Source organism: Mesorhizobium sp. CNPSo 4688 (assembly GCF_057784295.1).
Genome location: NZ_JBWLUY010000012.1, coordinates 12,920 through 29,330 on the forward strand (window position 1 = coordinate 12,920; position 16,411 = coordinate 29,330).

A 16,411-nucleotide genomic window follows, 5' to 3' on the forward strand; every position below is an offset into this window, starting at 1 on the left:
AGATGCTCGTGCCAGATTTGTCCGGCACCGGGCCGAAAACAATTGCACGAAGGTCTTGGCGATACCTTTGGATTGCTTAGGCGCGGACGCAATGATTCCGTGATCCCGGGCACGCATTACGGTGAGCCGGGTGCGTAGAATTCTACTAATTCGAAATACCTCTGCCGGAGGCCGCGAAACCCCGCTGCGCTCAGTCGGACTCGAGGGCTAGGTCGAGCGCCTTCTGCAGCGCTGTGTCGCTAAACGGCTTGATCAGGCATCCGGCCGAACCCTTTTTGAGAAGAATCGGTGGAACCCTTTCGTCCCTTGGCGCTGTAATGAACACGATTGGGATAGACTGACCTCGGCGCGCCAACTCTCGTTCAAGATCTGGCCCTGTCATGCCGGGCATGTAGACGTCAAGAAGCAGACAGTCTGTCTGATCGATAGCGCTGGACACCAGAAACTCCTCGGCCGAAGAAAACGCTTCGGCACGGAAACCGAACTCTCTAAGCAAATCGGGTAGCGACTCGCGCACCGACTCGTTGTCATCCACAATCGACACAAGGGGGCGGAGGTCTCTCATGCAAAATCTCGGTTTATTGAGGCGCTGACCGGCGTCGGCATGACCGATGAGAAGTGGACAGGTACCTCCGGCCGTACATACTCGTGAATAGAAAAAGAGAAAGTTGCACCGTGACCCTCATTTGCCTCTGCCCAAAGACGGCCGCCATGGCTTTCGATGATCGAACGACTGACGGAAAGCCCTATGCCCATACCTTCAGCCTTGGTCGTGTAGAAAGCTTCGAAAAGCCGCTCTGACCCGTGTGGATCAAGTCCGACGCCAGCGTCTCGAACGAAGAGGCGGATATTCCCGTCCTCGCCAAGTTCGGTTCCCAGCACGACAAGTCTTGGCCGATCGTCGACTGGGATCGTTGCGTCGGCGGCATTGCGCAGCAGGTTCATGATGACCTGCTGCAATTGAACACGGTCGCCGCCTACGAAGGGTAGCCCGCCTGCGAGTTGGGTATGAAGCAGCACCCTGTTTCGTTGAAGTTCACCGGAAAACAGTGCGATCACCTCAACTGCGGCCTCGTTTAGATCGACTGGCTCGATAGTTGCAGACTTTTTCTGGAACAGAGAGCGAAGCCGCGCGACCACCTCGGCCGCGCGATTGCCGTCCCGGATGGTGCGCCGCGCGGTTTCCCGCGCTCCATCGACGTTCGGCGGATCGGCCGCCAGCATCCGCAGGCAGGTGCCAGCATTGGTGACAATACCTGAAAGCGGCTGGCTTACTTCATGCGCGATCGATGCCGTCAGGGCGCCCAAACTCATGATGCGAGTGGTGCGTGCAAGTTCGGATCGGATTTTCTCCAGCGCTTCTTCAGACCGGTGACGTTGCGTGATGTCGAGGACCGCACCGATGTATTCGATCTGACCGGAATCGTTCTTAGCCAGATGGGCAATCAGGTGAAGGTGCTTGACCGTCTGATCTGGCAAGACGATCCGATGCTGAAACTCAAAGTCGCTCTCGCCCCGTTGTGCCTTGTCGAGCATGACACCCATCAGGTGCATATCTTCTGGATGCACACGACTGACGATCCGTTCAAGCGTTATGACCGTCCCAGGCTTAAAGTCGAAGATTCGATAAAGAGGCTCCGACCATAAAATCTCGCCCGTTTTTACCTTCCAGGAAATATTGCCCATGCCGGCAAGGTACTGACCTTCCGCCAAGAACGCCTCGCTGCGCTTCAGAGCTTCTTCGGCTCGCTTGCGATCATGGATGTCGGTGTTTGTGCCGTACCACTTCACGATGTTTCCTGCTTCATCGCGGAGCGGATTTGCACGGAATAGACACCATCGGTACTCGCCGTCATAGCGGCGGAGACGTGCTTCAGCTTCGCCGGGGCGCCCGGACGCAAATATGCCCTGAAAAGCCCCATCTAGACCGGCTGCATCGTCCGGATGGACCGAGGCAGTCAGATCCCAATACTCGGACAACTCGGTGGTCGGTTCCCAGTCATTGGAACCCATGGAGAGGCCGACATAATAGAGATAGTGCTGGTTGAAGAATTCAGCAGTACCGTCCGGACGCGCCGACCACACCATTACGGGTATCGTGTTGACGATGAGGCCAAGATTGCGCTCATTTTCCCTGAGGCTCTCGTTTGCTTGCTTGCGATCGTCGATATCGATAATGGTGCCGTACCACCTCACGACATTGTCGGTGTCGCCGTGGTGCGGATGGGCTTGGATTAGGAACCATCGATATTGTCCGTCGCGGCGGCGCAATCTCGCTTCAGCCTCTCCGGGCCTTCCCGAAGCAAGGATAGCCTGCAAGGTCGAAGTCAAGCCAGCTACGTCGTCCGGATGGGCTGATGCGGTCCAACCCCAGCCCTGGGCTTCCTCGGCGGTAATGCCGAGATAGTCGAGAAAATTCTGATTCAAGAACTCGACTTCGCCGTCGGGTTTGGCAGCCCATGCCAAGGCGGGGATTGAACCGAGAATGCGGTGAAGATTTCGTTCGGTTTCTTCGAGCGCCTTCTTCTGACAATCCTGCTCGGCTGCAGCCAAGATCGCCTCTCGCCGTCGCAGCGATTCTTCAGCACGTTTTCTGTGCCCGATTTCAGCATTGACCACGTACCACTCGACGACACGGCCGAGATCGTCGAATACCGGGCTACAGTTGATTGCGAAATATCGATATTCCCCGGCAGCGCTCCGCAGACGCGCTTCCATTTCACCCGGTTCACATGACGCAAGTATCGAACGCCAGCGTTCCAGCAAAGATGGCAGATCCTCCGGATTGATCACTGCCTGCCATCCCGAGTCACGAGATCGCTCCAGGTCGAGCCCGGTATAGGCCGACCAGCGTTGATTGATAAAATGAACCCGCCCATCCGGCAAAGCGATCCAAATCATGGCCGGTAGTGCATCCAAAACACGGCGCCGATCGATCTCCATCCCGTCCCTTTCCCGATCTCGCGTGCGCGGAAATATACGTCGACTTCATCACGGCGTCTATTGCGCCATGTGTCGGTCGGCAGTGCAGGAGCCTTATTGACCGTGCGGCAGCCCCATCTCAAGTTATTGACGACACCAATCGTCCAATAGTCTGGATGCCATTTGGCGGCAGCGTTGGGGGATCGCCCTTGGTCAAAGGAGCAGCCGTCATGGCTTTCACCAACAGTCAGCCGCGCAGCGTACACGTGAATCGTGGTCGCGTAACGCATAATAGCGGCGCCGGGATGCGGCCTACCTTTCCCTCTCAAAGTCATTTATCCTGTTCGTCCGCGCCGCCGTTCGCTCCACCCGTGAGATACGCCGCACCCCGCCTCATCCGCGCCGCGCACCTCGTCGTCACTATCCTCGGCCGCGCGCAGAAAGGCGCATCCTCCGAGGGGCGAGAACCTCGACGATCTGAAAACGACTTTAAGAAGGGATTTTGCTCTCATAAACCCTATGGCGCACGCCAGAACCAAAACTAAGCCTCCAGCAGCTTGAGTAACTCCCTGGCAGCCGAGCTAGACGAGGAAGGATTCTGGCCGGTGATCAGCCGACCGTCCACGACGGTGAAATCGGCCCAATCGCCAGCTTTTTCAAAGTGGCCGCCCAGACGCTTCAGCTCATCCTCGACGAGGAAGGGCACCACCTTAGTCAGGTGGACGGCGTCTTCCTCGGAATTGGTGAAGCCGGTGACGCGCTTACCCTTGACGATGGGCTGCCCCTTGTAGGTCACCTTTTGGAGGGCAGCGGGGGCATGACAGACGGCGGCGACCGGCCTGCCGGAGTTGTAAAAATCCTCGATCAACCGGATCGAATTCTCGTCATTGACGAGGTCCCACATAGGACCGTGGCCGCCAGGATAGAAGACGGCGTCGAAGCCTTCCGCTTTGATGTCGCCGAGCTTTACGGTATTCGCCAATACCTGCTGAGTCCCGGGGTCTTTCTTGAAGCGCGTCATCGCTTCTGTCTGGGTGTTCGGATCGTCGCTTTTGGGGTCGATGGGCGGCTGCCCTCCCTTAGGCGAGGCCAAGGTGACCTCGGCTCCGGCGTCCTTGAACACGTAGTAGGGTGCCGCAAACTCCTCTAGCCAGAAACCGGTCGGCTTGCCGGTGTTCCCGAGTTGATCATGCGACGTCAATACCATCAAGATTTTCATGGTTAGCCTCCATTAGTTGCGGCATGCTCAAGACCGGCATTGCTCTTAACTTGGCCTCGGCTCACTAGCCTACTGCCGGTTTTTCGGACACGCTGTTAAGCTAGCATAGCTTTCTACTCGTATTGTGGCTTCGCGGTTTGTGCGAATGTCTGGGTCGAGAAGTGAGCTACCGCCGTGGCGGCGAATAGAATTTCTAGCTTATTGATGGTTGAGCGCGCGGATCTGGACCCTTGCAACGTAGGATCACCAGCAAAGATCGACCCACCGGCGATCTTGGTGTCCCATTCCAGCATTCTTTGTTGTCGTCGGTTGGATAGGCATGGGTCAGGTTCCTGTCGCCGCGCGCGCGCGCTGGTAGTCGAGCGTAGGCAAGCCGCCCCAGCCCCAGCTGTCTGTGTCGACCTCCTCGATGATGACAAAAGTCGAGTCGAAAGACTTGTTCAGGACATCGCGCAGGAGCTGGCTCGCGCCCCTGATTAGCGCCGCCTTCTCCTCCGTTGTGACGGACGTTGTTCCTGACTTGGTGCCCTCGCGGGTTACTTGAATAGTAACAATAGGCATGTGGTGTCTCCTTGCCGAGTTGGATGCGCGAAACGAATTTCTTTAGTGGCCAGCACTTTGCCCGCCATCTACGTGCAGGATATCTCCGGTCACGAAGGCTGCCGATTCCAGGTAGAGAATTGCCTCGACGACATCGGCGATTTCGCCCATGCGTCCGACGGGGTGAAGGGCTCCAAGCGCTTCGTGCGTCTCGACCGGATTCATCGGCGTCTTGATGACACCGGGCGAGACCGCATTCACCCGGATGCCGCGGCTTGCATACTCGATGGCAAGCGATCTGGTCGCGGCGTTCAATCCGCCCTTTGTCAGCGCGGCGAGCGCCGCTGGCACGGCCGTGTTTGGGTGAGCGACCAGGCTCGTCGTAACCTGTACGATATGGCCGCTGCCCTTCTTCTCCATTTCGGCGGCGGCGCGTTGCGTGACGTGAAAGAACCCAGCGATGTTGACACCCAGGACCGCCATGAAGTCCTCCTCGGTGTAGCGGGTGAACGGCTTAGAGATGAAGATGCCCGCGTTGTTGATGAGTGTGTCGATCCGCCCGAATCGATCCACTCCTGCGGCGATGACGCGCTCGGCCGTCTTGGGATCAGCGATGTCGCCGGACACGACCAGGATGTCGCCGTCGCCCGACCGCTCGATTGACCGCGCTGTTGCGACCACACGGTAGCTCCGACCCCGATACGCGTTGACCAGAGCCGCGCCGATGCCGCGCGACGCTCCGGTGATGACGGCTACCTTTTGATCGCTGCCCAAAGTAATTCTCCTTCCGACCGCTCTTTGTTCAATAGGCGAGATGTAATACGAAAGCTGAAGGAAAGGCGGCGCGAAATCGATTGTACGTTGGTGTCGTCGATACCTTTGGATTGGTGAGCCGAAAATTGTTCAGGCGGGCGTTACATACGACCGCCAACGAGTTGCGTTATCGCGTCAGCAGTTGACAGTAGAAAGGTAGGGCTAGTGAATGAGCCAAGCGCCTGCGGCGTCTGCCGCTCTAGTACGTAAGGCCGAGCTTTGCGGCCATATTCACAAGATGTGGGAGTGAGCAGGCCTTCATCTTTCGCATGACTTGGCCCCGGTGTGCCTTCACTGTGATTTCGCTGATGCCGAGCTCGAAACCCACTTGCTTGTTCAGCAGGCCGGAGACGACCAGCGCCATGACCTCCTGCTCGCGGCAGCTGAGCGATGCGTGGCGATCATGCAGCGCACTCACCTCCAATTCAAGCTCGAGCACGGTTCTGCTGCGCTCCAGCGCCCCCTTGATGGCAGTCAGCAGCGCGTCGGCGTGGACGGGTTTCATCAGGAACTCAACAGCACCTGCTTTCATCGCCCTAACAGCCATATCCACATCGCCGAATCCCGTGACGAAGATGATCGGCGTATCGGTCCGCTCGACAGTGACGAGTTTTTGCAGATCAAGCCCGCTGATATCCGGAAGATTGACGTCCAGGATCAAGCAGTTCGGAACATTAGGTCGCGGATGAGAGAAGAACGCCTGAGCGGACTCGAAAATTTCCGGGTACCAGCCCGCAGAGCTGATGAGCGAATCCAGCGATTCTCGGACGGATGGGTCGTCGTCGACCACGAACACGACAGGTTTATCTTGCGACATAGATGACCTCGCGTCAGCAGTTTTCGCCAACTGCGCGCCTTGCGAAAAGTCGTTGACAACCTCCCGCTCTGCCCAACGTGTCGCCGACACGCACCGTCGCAAATTGTCAAGCGCCTCTTCTGGAACGTTGATGCGTGAGGGAGGAGTCGCGTTATCCCCCTGAGTCTCGCCTGACCGGGCGTGTGCGGCGGCGGGTTTGGCTGCCTTCGCAGAAAGGCCAATAGCGCTGGCGGCTGCCCTAATCGCGAGGACGTTGGGCCGGTTGGGTTCGTTATCCATGGCGAAGCTCCTGAGTTCGGCATACGGTAACCTAGTGAGGGAGGGGAGGTGACGACGGTGCAGCGATGCAGGCGGCGGAACTGCGAGCAACGCTCAGTTGCAGTCGGCCCAAGTGACTCCTCTAAACCTCTTCAAGTTTGTTTGCTGGTACCCTAAGATTCTGTGCTGGGTTCGCTATCCAACGATCGGAAGGCGTGCTCATATCAAGGGGTGAGTTGGATAACGCAGATTGCCGTTTTCTGTCCCGCCACGGCGGAACTGTCGCTGCGATCGCATCGACGGAACGTGAGTGCTATTGAGGTTTACGCAACCTTTGGCCTGGGGAAACTCAGATCCCCCGTAAGGTAGCGCAGATCGTTGTTGGCGCCATCACTGCGGTCGGAAGCCCGACGCGGGAAGCGGGTGTGCAGCCTTCGCGAATGAATCCAGTCCTTCCCCAGGGCTCCGAATCCAGGTTAACAAAAGCTCCACCGCGCCTTGCGACGACATCCTGGGTGGAGGCCGGCTGGTTTGAGGGCTCGCGTCGCACGCATTTTGGATAGTTCATTTCCTCCGAACCGTGTTCAGGCTTCCGGGGCATGCGTCTGGGTATCTTGCCAAACTCTCGTTAACCCGAGTTCGAGACCCTGACTCCGTCACACTTTCGTTTGATGCACGCCCAGAGTTCTGGCATACTCCCCATAGAGATGCCGCTGCCCTCGGATCAGAAATCGATTGTTCACGTGGTCGACGACGACGCGTCGTTGCGAGAAGCGTTGCCAGACCTGTTCCTTTCGATAGGGCTCGAAACGCGGACATATTCAGCCGCACAGGATTTCCTCGCCACGGCCATTCCGGATTGTCCGGGCTGCCTTATCGTCGATATCCGCTTGCCTGACATGAACGGGCTGGATTTTCAGGCGAAACTGTCAAAGCAGGGAGTTCAGTTGCCGGTCGTGATGATGACCGGATATGGCGACATTCCCATGTCAGTTCGCGCCATGAAGCACGGCGCAGTGGACTTTCTTCCTAAGCCTTTCAAAGATCAGGACATGCTCGATGCCGTGTTGGCAGCCATTGAACGCGACCGGCAGCGGCGCGCCGTCGAAGGCGATGTTTCGAAAATGCGGGAGCGGTTTGGAACACTGACGGCACGGGAGCAGCAGGTAATGCTGCTGGTCACCGAGGGAAAGATGAATAAGCAGGTGGCCGGCGACCTCGGAATCAGCGAGATCACCGCCAAAATTCATCGCGGCGCAGCCATGCGCAAGATGGGCGCGAGGACCTTGGCGGACCTGGTCAGGATGGCGGACTTGATCAGCCCCAGGCCGCGGCCGCAAGTGCCGGAGTAACACTCCCGTATAGGTTCCTAATAGCCGCATCACATGCCAAAATAGCGATCCTACTATTCGCCTTGGTGAAATCCGAGGAAAGGACGATGTGTCGAGAGAGTTCCTAATCGCGGTAGTCGATGATGACGAATCATTCCGCATGGCTCTCGTCGATAGCCTTGGTTCGCTGGGATATAGTGCACGCGGATTTGTGTCTGCGGAGGACTTCATCGCCTGGGAAGCGCACGCGTCTTGGAAATGCGTCATAACTGACATTCACATGCCCGGCATGAGCGGGCTTGATCTTGCCCGGCTGCTTACGGGGCGCCCGCGCGGTGTGCCTGTCGTTATGGTCACCGCACGTTCAAACCCAGGCATCGACGATCAGGCGGCAGCAATCGGCGTAATCTGTCTGCTTCGAAAGCCATTTAAAACGGAGGCGTTGATCGACTGTGTCGAAAAAGCTCTCAAAATCTGAGGAGTCATGACCGGCCGGCAAGCTCGCAAAATATTAGCCCGATCGCATACAGATTGGGTTGTCAACCATCGATCCCTCGCGCATTCTCGATAAGCCGACTATTGGCCATCTGGTACGGACCCTGACTCCAATGACAGAAAGCGGGGAACCAGTGTTTGCGCTGGCCTCGCGCGCCGAGCCCGAGGCCCTGGCGAATGTTCCCCCAACTCACGTTCAGCGCCGCATGGCGCGCGCTTTCCTGCTGGCCCTGCTCTTGATCCTTCTCGGCACTTGGCCGTTTGCGGCCATCAAGCTCCCGGAAATCAACGCGTTTGTACCGACTCTCGCCGCCGCCCTGTTTGTCAGCGACTGCGTAACTGCCGCTCTTCTGTTTGCTCAGTTCTCCATTTTACGTCTATGGGCACTCCTGGCGATTGCGAGTGGCTACCTGTTCAACGCCCTGGTCGTGGTTGCACATGCGCTGACGTTTCCGGGAGCGTTCACGCCGACCGGCGTCCTGGGCTCGGGATTGCAATCCGCCGTCTGGCTCTACTGGTCTTGGCATTCAGGGCTGCCCCTCGCCATCATCGGCTATGCGCTGCTCAAAGACAGGGATCGCATAGCAGACGTTCGCTTCACCGGATATGCCATCAGCCTGAGCGTCGCGGGCGTTCTTGCCCTCGTCCTTGGACTGTTCTGGTTTGTTACGCAGCATGAAGATCTGCTGCCTATAACCTTTGTAGACGTGCATCCTCTCAGTCTATTTCGTCGCGAAATCGGTGGGGTGGTGGTCCTGTCGCTGGGCGGCATTGCTCTTTGGTTGCTGTGGCGGCGCCAGCATTCCCTGCTCGATCAGTGGCTGGTTGTCGCTTTGTGCGCGCTCCTGCTTGAAGTGGCCCTGGCCTCTGTCTTGAGTGCCGGCCGCTACAATCTTGCGTGGTATGCCGGCCGTTTTTATCAGCTCGTGACTGCCACCGTTGTGATGGTGGTATTGCTTGCAGAGATGACACGGCTATATGCGGGCCTTGCTCGTTCGAACGCGATGCTGCAACAAGAGCGCAAGAGGCTGCAGCGCGCTATTGATGCGCAGCGCCGCGAGCGCGATGCCCGACTGATAACCGGCGATGCTGTTGCCGCCACGATTGCACACGAGGTCAAGCAGCCCCTTGCTGCTATGATAACGAGATCCGAAACCGGCTTACGCTGGCTCGATCGAGCGGTTCCCGAACTAGACAAGGCGAGAACGGAGTTCATGAAGATCGCCGCTGATGGGCATCGCGCGGCTGCAGTTATCGAGAGCATTCGCGCGAATTTCCGGAAGGATGAACGCGTCAGAACTTCGTTCGACGTCGACAACCTCATTGAAGAAGCGATCGCATTGCTCCAGGACGATCTGAAAAGTCACCGGATATTGGTCAAGGTTGAGCGAAGCGCGCGGCCGCTGTGGGTGACGGGAGATCGAATTCAGGTGCAGCAGGTGCTCCTCAATCTGGTCACGAATGCGATTGAGGCCATGATTACCGTGGATGGTCCACGGGATCTCGCCGTCAGTTCCAGTCTTCGCGACGATGGCGGCGTCATGATTTCGGTAGCTGACACAGGCATGGGCATCGACGCGCAGGACCTGCAGAGAGTGTTCGATCCGCTCTTCACCACCAAATCTCGCGGGATGGGAATGGGCCTATCGATCTGCCGTTCGATCATCCAAGCGCACGACGGCATGCTCTGGGTATTGCCCAACGCACCACGGGGCTCAATATTTCAATTTGTTTTAGGCGCCAATACCGCATCCGCCGGCATGGTGTGAGACCTAGGAAGCCGAGGCCAGGCACCATTTGATGATCACTCCGGAGTCGTCGCGCATCGGACCGCATTGGAGGTGGAACCAACTGTACTGCCCGTCTAAGCGTCGTCCGCTGCTTCCATTTCGCCGGGCTCGCCGGACGCAGGATTAATCGCCAGCGTCTTAAGGATTGAGTACGGCCTCCACCCAGCCGTCAAGCTTCCTCGAGCCGCACACGGGTGTATCGGGCCGCCAGACTCGAATGACAAATTCGATCTGCTCGTCAGGCACCGCAGTCCACACCATGGCCGGCAACGCATCCAAAACGCCGACCGAAAGCCGATCTCCATTGCCGTGCTATTGTGCCTTGGTGTCGTCTTTCAGACGTGCACTGTTCTCGGGCCCGCCACCATCCAAAGGTATCGCCGACTCCATCGTGCAATAGATTTGCCTCGGCTGACAGTCGATTTGTGTACTCGCATCCGAACAGATCGGGTTGACGGAGCAGGATGTCATGTCAGCAATGTCACTATCGCCCACGCGGCGCGAGCTACTTGCCGCCACGGCCGCTGCCGGCGCCCTCAGCCTGCTCCCCGGGGTGCTGCGCGCGGCGGGCGCCAGCGATTCAATCCGCCCATTCACTGTCGACATCCCGCAGAAGGAGATCACAGAGCTTCGCCAGCGCATCGCCGCGACCCGGTGGCCCGATCGCGAAACGGTTGCCGATTCATCGCAAGGCGTACAGCTCGCGACGATTCAGAAGCTCGCACGCTATTGGGTGACAGATTACGACTGGCGCAAAGGTGAGGCCAAGCTCAACGGCTATCCGCAATTCATAACCGAGATTGATGGGCTGGACATCCATTTCATCCACGTCCGTTCCAAGCATGAAAATGCGCTGCCGCTGATCGTTAGGCACGGATGGCCCGGCTCGGTCTTCGAGCAGCTCAAGATCATCGATCCACTGACCAATCCCACCGCTCACGGCGAGAGCGCATTCCATGCGGTGATCCCGTCGATGCCGGGCTACGGGTTTTCAGGCAAGCCGACCACGACCGGCTGGGGCCCCGAGCGCATGGGCCGAGCCTGGGCAGAGCTGATGAAGCGCCTCGGCTATACCCGCTACGTCGCCCAGGGCGGCGACTGGGGAGCGTTCGTCGTCGACCAGATGGGCTTACAGGCGCCTGCGGGATTGCTCGGCATCCACACCAGCATGCCTGCCAACATTCCAGCCGACATCGACAAGGCGGCCCAGGCCGGCGACCCGCCGCCGGCCGGTCTCTCGGCCGACGAAAAGCGCGCGTACGAGCAGCTGGTCGCGACATTCAAGCAGGTCGCCTACGCAAGGATGATGGCGTCGGGCCCGCAGACCTTGTACGGCATTGCGGACTCGCCCGTCGGCCTGGCTTCTCGACCACAACGACGCCGATGGCCAGCCCGCCGCAGCAGTCGCGACGGTTCTGACCCGGACCACGAGCGCCACCGGCGAACTGACGCGGACGAGATTCTCGACAACATCACGCTCTTTTGGGTGACGAACGCGGGCATCTCTGCGTCGCGTCTCTACTGGGAGTACAAGGGCGGCTTCTTCAATACCAAGGGCGTTTCCGTGCCGGTGGCCGTGACCGTCTTTCCTGGCGAGCTATACCAAGCCCCCAGGAGTTGGGCCGAAAAGGCGTATCCACACCTGATCTACTACAACAAGGTCGACCAGGGCGGTCACTTCGCGGCCTGGGAGCAGCCGCGGCTCTTTCTCTCCGCCGAACTCAGGGCCGGGTTCCGGCCGTTACGCTAGGAAATCTGAAGCGAGCGGGGCTACCAGCCGCCCCGCTTTCTCCCCAGAGGCAGATCGAACCAGTCAGATTGGGCCGCCATAGTCCTCTCCGGCGCCCAGGGCCGGCGGTCTGCCGACCGCCGGCTCTTTTATGATGGAGTTCCCGATGGCCTGATATTTCCTTACCCGGGTGACGGCTTTCTTGTGCGTGACCGGTCTGCCGACATCGGTTCTAGCGCTTCCCTACCTCATCTCGCCGCAAGAAGTACTGCCAGTGAATCCACTAATACGAAGGTATCGACAATACTATCGTGCAATACATTCTCCATAAGAGATATTGTAAATTGCCAATGTAGTTTGATCGGAAGGACGCAGTCATGTCGGAAGTCATGTCGGAAGTACTCTCATCGGTCACACGACGTGACCCACTTGCCACCGCGGCAGTCGTGAGTGCCGTCGGTTTCATACCCGGGCAGCTTGCCGCGGCGGCTGACGGCAGCACAATTCGGTCGTTCCGCGTCTCCGTTCCGGACGAGCAACTCGCCGATCTCCGCAGGCGCCTCGCGGCGACCCGTTGGTCCGACAAGGAGACCGTTCCGGATCATTCGCAGGGCGCGCAGCTCGCGAACCTGCAGGAACTCGTGCGCTACTGGGCCACGGATTACGATTGGCGGAAGGGCGAGGCTAAGCTGAACGCGCACCCGCAGTTCATGACGAACGTCGACGGCGTGGACATCCACTTCATCCACGTCCGTTCGCGCCACCCGAACGCGATGCCGCTGATCGTCACGCACGGTTGGCCCGGATCGGTCTTCGAGCAAATCAAGATCATCGGTCCGCTCACTGACCCAACCGCGTTCGGCGGCCGGGCCGAGGACGCCTTTGACGTGGTGATTCCGTCCCTGCCAGGCTACGGGTTCACGTCTCGACCCACCGAGACCGGATGGGGCGTAGAGCGCATCGGCCGTGCTTGGGACGTGCTGATGAAGAGGCTGGGGTACACGCGCTACGTCACCCAGGGCGGCGATTGGGGAGCGGGCGTCGTCGAGGCGATGGCGCGGCAGGCGCCGACGGGACTGCTCGGCATCCACACCAACTTGCCGGCGGTGTTCCCGCCCGACGCTGCCGAGGCGATCGCCACCGGCGGGCCCGCGCCTGCGGGACTGACCGCGAAGGAGCGCGCGGAATTCGATGCCATGCAAACGTTCATCAAGAACGGGGGCTGGGGTTACCTGACGATGATGAGCGCGCGACCGCAGGCCGTCGGTTACGGCTTGACGGACTCCCCCGCCGGCCTGGCGGGGTGGATGCTTGTGCACGGCGGGTTCGGCAAGTGGACGTACGGCAAGGATCCCGAACAGCGGCCGACGCCGGACGAGGTACTGGATAACTTCTCGCTGCACTGGCTGACCAACACCCTATCCTCTGGGGCGAGGCTCTACTGGGAGAACCGCGATCAGAACCTCATCAGTGCGGCCGCGCAGAAGACCGATGAGATCACGATCCCGGTGGCGATCACGACGTTCCCGGACGACGATCTCTTTCGAGCGCCGGAGACGTGGGCACGCCGCGCCTTCCCCAGCCTGATCTACTTCCACGACGCCGAAAGGGGCGGCCACTTCCCCGCCTGGGAGGAGCCGATGATTTTCACCCGCGAGCTCAGGGCGGCGTTCAAGCCGCTGCGCGACCTGATTTGAGACGAGCGCGGGGCGGCCGCTTGCCGCCCCGCTCTCTCCCAAAAGGCAGACCGAGACACGCAACCCAAAGGAGAATTCAAATGACGATGCTCATCAAGACGCTTGCCGCCGTCGCGGCTGGCACGTTGCTCGCCGCGAGCGCCTTCGCCCAGAGCGCGAGGGAGACCCGCGGCGCTTCACCGTACGTGGCCGTTGAGAACGAGCCCGCACCCAAGCTGATCGTGGATCCGCCGCTTGCCGAAGGGCTGGGCCAGGGCATCTTCTGGGCCCAGTACCGAGTGGAGAATTTGCGCATCGTACCGGTGTTCGGGGCGGGTGCCGTCGACGCCTCTCCACGTGTCGGGCATCTGCACATCATCGTCGACGACCTGCCATGGTGGTGGGCGGATGCGAGTGACACCAATACGATTGACATCGCCGGGCTGCCGCCCGGCCCGCACAAGGTGAAGCTCCAGTTGGTTGACGCTAACCACAACGTCTTCCCCGGACAGGTGGTGACGTTGAACTTCACCGTGCCCGAGCACGACGAGACGACTCACTAGGGGCGCAAGGGAGAGGCGAAGCTGAATGCCCTCCCGCAGTTCATGACCGAGATCGACGGGCTCGACATTCGATTCATTCACGTTCGGTCGAAGCATCCCAATGCTCTGCCGCTGATCACGACGCATGGCTGGCCCGGGTCCGTGTTCGAGTTGCTCAAGACCGTCGGCCCGCTCACGGATCCAACGGCGCATGGCGGAAGCCCGGAGGATGGTTTCGACCTGGTTCTGCCCCTAATGCTTTAGGAGGTTCGACTGTGAGTCCGTCCTGGCCTGCATCCGTCCAGAAACAGTCGGGCGCAATAGTGCGCGCGTTTCGCGATCTCGGCGCGGCTCGGCGGCGTGCGCTGGCCGAACATAAGGGCGCGCTGCGGTTCCATGATCATCATGCCCCTGAGCATGCCGACCGCCACCGACGGCTCATCGATCTCGATCCTGCCGCGGTCGCACTGCCGGTTCACCCAGCGCTCCATCGTCTGGGTGGTGCGGCGGATCGCGAGATCGAAGAAGGCAGAAGCGATCTCCGGAAAGCGTTCGCACTCGGCATAGACCAGGCGAAGCGTTGCAGGCGTCTCCTCATCGAGGGTCAAGGTGCCGTAGGAAAAGAGAATGTGTTCGAGCGCCTCCTCAATGGGCAACGCGTCGAGATGCTCTTCGTCAATCTCCAGAAAGAAACGCGAGATCCGATCCGAGACAACGCTTTGGAACAACTCGGCCTTGGTCGGGATCAAACGGTACATGGTCTTCGTGGAGACCCCAGCGCGGTGCGCGACGCGACCCATGCTGGCCCCTGCATAGCCACTGGCGTGAAACTCCTGGCGCGCCGCCGCGATGATGAGCTGCCGCGTCTCCTCGTCCGGGCGAACCTGCGGTCGTCCGCGCGACCGCTTTGCGACTTTGGTATTATGGACCATGATCGTTTTCCAAAACCCCTTGACATTCGTTTCGGCCTGCTTATGTTTCGGAAACTAGCAGTTTTCCTAAATAGGGGCAAGCCGGTGACCCGGCGCCCCAGGGACGGGCGAAAGGAACCTACCATGAGCGAGCACCAGGCAGTCTTCACCGCGGAGGAGGCTCTTCCCACCGCCGAGGCGGCACCCGGCATAGAGCTGCCGCGAGAGCTTCTTGTCCCTGTTCCGCAGGTCCCGACGGTAGTCGCTGACGTGCCCAACACGTCGCCCAAGCGCTTGCTGCGGAACCTGCTGCTAGCCGGCGCGGCCGTCGCCGTCCTCGCGGGCGCCGCCGATTTCGGCTGGCAGTATTGGACCGTCGGCCGCTTCGAGGTCTCGACCGACGACGCCTATGTCAAGGCCGACAACACGACGATCGCGCCGCGAATCTCCGGGTACATCGCAGGAGTGCTGGTGGATGACAACCAGCCCGTGACGGCGGGGCAGGTCCTCGCACGCATCGACGATCGCGACTTCAAGGTGAATCTCGAGCAGGCCCGGGCCGAGGTCGAGTCGGCCAAGGCCAACATCGCTAACAAGCAGGCGGCGATCGTCGCCCAGCAGTCCGCGATCGAGGCGGCGCAGGCCACGGTCGCGCTCGACCAGGCCAACGCGATCTTCGCCGAGCAGGACGACCAGCGCTATGCCGAACTGGCGAAGAAGGGCTACGGCAGCGTCCAGAACGCCCAGGAGGCGTCCTCGAAGATCGCCGCGGCGCGGGCGGCCGTGACGCGCGATACCGCCGTGGTCGGCACCGCAGCCAAGCAGCTCGATGTGATCAAGGCCGAGCTTGCGCAGGCGCAGGCGACGCTGAGCCGCGCCGAGGCAGCCGAGGACCAGGCCGAGCTGAACCTCTCTTACACCGCTCTCGTCTCGCCGGTCGACGGCGTAATAGGCAACCGCACGTTGCGGATCGGCCAATATGTCCAGACCGGTTCGCAGCTGATGTCGGTGGTGCCAAACCAGGCCGCGTATATCATCGCCAACTACAAGGAGACCCAGCTCGCCAACGTGCAGCGTGGGCAGTCGGTCGATATCGAGGTGGACACGTTCCCAGGACAGGTCTTCAAGGGCCATGTCGACAGCCTGTCGCCGGCTAGCGGCCAGGAATTCGCACTGCTGCCGCCCGACAACGCGACCGGCAATTTCACCAAGGTGGTGCAGCGCATCCCGGTGAAGATCGTGCTCGACCAGGCAAGCCCGCTTTCCGTCGTGCTGCGCCCCGGTATGTCGGTCTACCCGACGATCGACACCAAGGCTGCGGCGACCCAGGTCGCCTCGGCATCGGAACGCATTAACTGACGGCGATCG

The 16,411-nt window shown here is 60.0% G+C and carries 14 protein-coding genes and 1 pseudogene; 8 read left to right on the forward strand and 7 right to left on the reverse strand.

The window, feature by feature from the left end; genetic code table 11:
• Nucleotides 1-190: 190 nt before the first annotated feature.
• The 6 genes from AC04SH_RS22860 to AC04SH_RS22885 form a co-directional block, all read right to left on the reverse strand.
• Complete coding sequence (locus AC04SH_RS22860; protein WP_488576752.1) at nucleotides 191-565, reverse strand: response regulator transcription factor; 375 nt, start codon at nucleotides 563-565, stop codon at nucleotides 191-193.
• Complete coding sequence (locus AC04SH_RS22865; protein ID WP_488576753.1) at nucleotides 562-2,943, reverse strand: PAS domain-containing sensor histidine kinase; 2,382 nt, start codon at nucleotides 2,941-2,943, stop codon at nucleotides 562-564. The genes AC04SH_RS22860 and AC04SH_RS22865 overlap by 4 nt, the downstream gene beginning before the upstream one ends.
• A 520-nt stretch (nucleotides 2,944-3,463) precedes the next feature.
• Nucleotides 3,464-4,141: a type 1 glutamine amidotransferase domain-containing protein gene (locus AC04SH_RS22870; protein WP_488576754.1), complete on the reverse strand. Its 678-nt coding sequence runs from the start codon at nucleotides 4,139-4,141 to the stop codon at nucleotides 3,464-3,466.
• A gap of 324 nt (nucleotides 4,142-4,465) precedes the next feature.
• Nucleotides 4,466-4,702 carry a tautomerase family protein gene (locus tag AC04SH_RS22875; protein WP_488576755.1) on the reverse strand — a complete coding sequence of 79 codons (237 nt, stop codon included), beginning with the start codon at nucleotides 4,700-4,702 and terminating at the stop codon, nucleotides 4,466-4,468.
• 42 nt (nucleotides 4,703-4,744) lie between these two features.
• Complete coding sequence (locus AC04SH_RS22880) at nucleotides 4,745-5,455, reverse strand: SDR family NAD(P)-dependent oxidoreductase (RefSeq protein ID WP_488576756.1); 711 nt, start codon at nucleotides 5,453-5,455, stop codon at nucleotides 4,745-4,747.
• A gap of 238 nt (nucleotides 5,456-5,693) precedes the next feature.
• Nucleotides 5,694-6,590 (reverse strand): response regulator transcription factor, encoded by an 897-nt coding sequence (locus AC04SH_RS22885; protein ID WP_488576757.1) that lies wholly within the window; start codon nucleotides 6,588-6,590, stop codon nucleotides 5,694-5,696.
• 686 nt (nucleotides 6,591-7,276) lie between these two features.
• On the opposite strand from AC04SH_RS22885, the gene AC04SH_RS22890 reads away from it, so the two are divergent.
• From AC04SH_RS22890 to AC04SH_RS22920, 7 genes and pseudogenes are all read left to right on the forward strand, one after another.
• A complete protein-coding gene (locus AC04SH_RS22890) occupies nucleotides 7,277-7,921 on the forward strand; it encodes a response regulator transcription factor (RefSeq protein WP_488576758.1) in 645 nt (214 codons plus the stop codon).
• Nucleotides 7,922-8,009: 88 nt separating this feature from the next.
• Nucleotides 8,010-8,378 (forward strand): response regulator transcription factor, encoded by a 369-nt coding sequence (locus AC04SH_RS22895; protein WP_488576759.1) that lies wholly within the window; start codon nucleotides 8,010-8,012, stop codon nucleotides 8,376-8,378.
• A 58-nt stretch (nucleotides 8,379-8,436) separates the two neighbouring features.
• Nucleotides 8,437-10,164 (forward strand): MASE4 domain-containing protein, encoded by a 1,728-nt coding sequence (locus AC04SH_RS22900; protein WP_488576760.1) that lies wholly within the window; start codon nucleotides 8,437-8,439, stop codon nucleotides 10,162-10,164.
• Nucleotides 10,165-10,654: 490 nt separating this feature from the next.
• Nucleotides 10,655-11,935, forward strand: coding sequence for an epoxide hydrolase family protein (locus tag AC04SH_RS22905; RefSeq protein ID WP_488576761.1), 1,281 nt, complete (start codon nucleotides 10,655-10,657; stop codon nucleotides 11,933-11,935).
• Nucleotides 11,936-12,291: 356 nt separating this feature from the next.
• Nucleotides 12,292-13,611: an epoxide hydrolase family protein gene (locus AC04SH_RS22910; protein WP_488576762.1), complete on the forward strand. Its 1,320-nt coding sequence runs from the start codon at nucleotides 12,292-12,294 to the stop codon at nucleotides 13,609-13,611.
• Between the two features lie 80 nt (nucleotides 13,612-13,691).
• The gene (locus AC04SH_RS22915) at nucleotides 13,692-14,153 is read left to right on the forward strand and encodes a DUF6130 family protein (protein WP_488576763.1); all 462 of its coding nucleotides are present in this window, start codon (nucleotides 13,692-13,694) and stop codon (nucleotides 14,151-14,153) included.
• 3 nt (nucleotides 14,154-14,156) lie between these two features.
• A pseudogene (locus tag AC04SH_RS22920) lies at nucleotides 14,157-14,390 on the forward strand (epoxide hydrolase N-terminal domain-containing protein); the annotation flags it as partial.
• 2 nt (nucleotides 14,391-14,392) lie between these two features.
• Here the strand turns inward: AC04SH_RS22920 and AC04SH_RS22925 are convergent.
• Entirely contained in the window at nucleotides 14,393-15,064 is a 672-nt protein-coding gene (locus AC04SH_RS22925; RefSeq protein ID WP_488576764.1) for a TetR/AcrR family transcriptional regulator, read from the reverse strand.
• 123 nt (nucleotides 15,065-15,187) lie between these two features.
• Here AC04SH_RS22925 and AC04SH_RS22930 point away from each other — a divergent pair, with 123 nt between their 5' ends.
• A complete protein-coding gene (locus AC04SH_RS22930; RefSeq protein WP_488576765.1) occupies nucleotides 15,188-16,402 on the forward strand; it encodes an HlyD family secretion protein in 1,215 nt (404 codons plus the stop codon).
• Nucleotides 16,403-16,411: the final 9 nt, after the last annotated feature.

What these genes read in the sequence shown, in the direction of transcription:
- AC04SH_RS22890 (WP_488576758.1), top strand. Translation starts at nt 7,277, where the DNA reads ATGCCGCTGCCCTCGGATCAGAAATCGATTGTTCACGTGGTCGACGAC.
- AC04SH_RS22930 (WP_488576765.1), top strand. Translation starts at nt 15,188, where the DNA reads ATGAGCGAGCACCAGGCAGTCTTCACCGCGGAGGAGGCTCTTCCCACC.
- AC04SH_RS22910 (WP_488576762.1), top strand. Translation starts at nt 12,292, where the DNA reads ATGTCGGAAGTCATGTCGGAAGTACTCTCATCGGTCACACGACGTGAC.
- AC04SH_RS22870 (WP_488576754.1), bottom strand. Translation starts at nt 4,141, where the DNA reads ATGAAAATCTTGATGGTATTGACGTCGCATGATCAACTCGGGAACACC.
- AC04SH_RS22885 (WP_488576757.1), bottom strand. Translation starts at nt 6,590, where the DNA reads ATGGATAACGAACCCAACCGGCCCAACGTCCTCGCGATTAGGGCAGCC.
- AC04SH_RS22860 (WP_488576752.1), bottom strand. Translation starts at nt 565, where the DNA reads ATGAGAGACCTCCGCCCCCTTGTGTCGATTGTGGATGACAACGAGTCG.
- AC04SH_RS22875 (WP_488576755.1), bottom strand. Translation starts at nt 4,702, where the DNA reads ATGCCTATTGTTACTATTCAAGTAACCCGCGAGGGCACCAAGTCAGGA.
- AC04SH_RS22905 (WP_488576761.1), top strand. Translation starts at nt 10,655, where the DNA reads ATGTCAGCAATGTCACTATCGCCCACGCGGCGCGAGCTACTTGCCGCC.
- AC04SH_RS22925 (WP_488576764.1), bottom strand. Translation starts at nt 15,064, where the DNA reads ATGGTCCATAATACCAAAGTCGCAAAGCGGTCGCGCGGACGACCGCAG.
- AC04SH_RS22865 (WP_488576753.1), bottom strand. Translation starts at nt 2,943, where the DNA reads ATGGAGATCGATCGGCGCCGTGTTTTGGATGCACTACCGGCCATGATT.
- AC04SH_RS22915 (WP_488576763.1), top strand. Translation starts at nt 13,692, where the DNA reads ATGACGATGCTCATCAAGACGCTTGCCGCCGTCGCGGCTGGCACGTTG.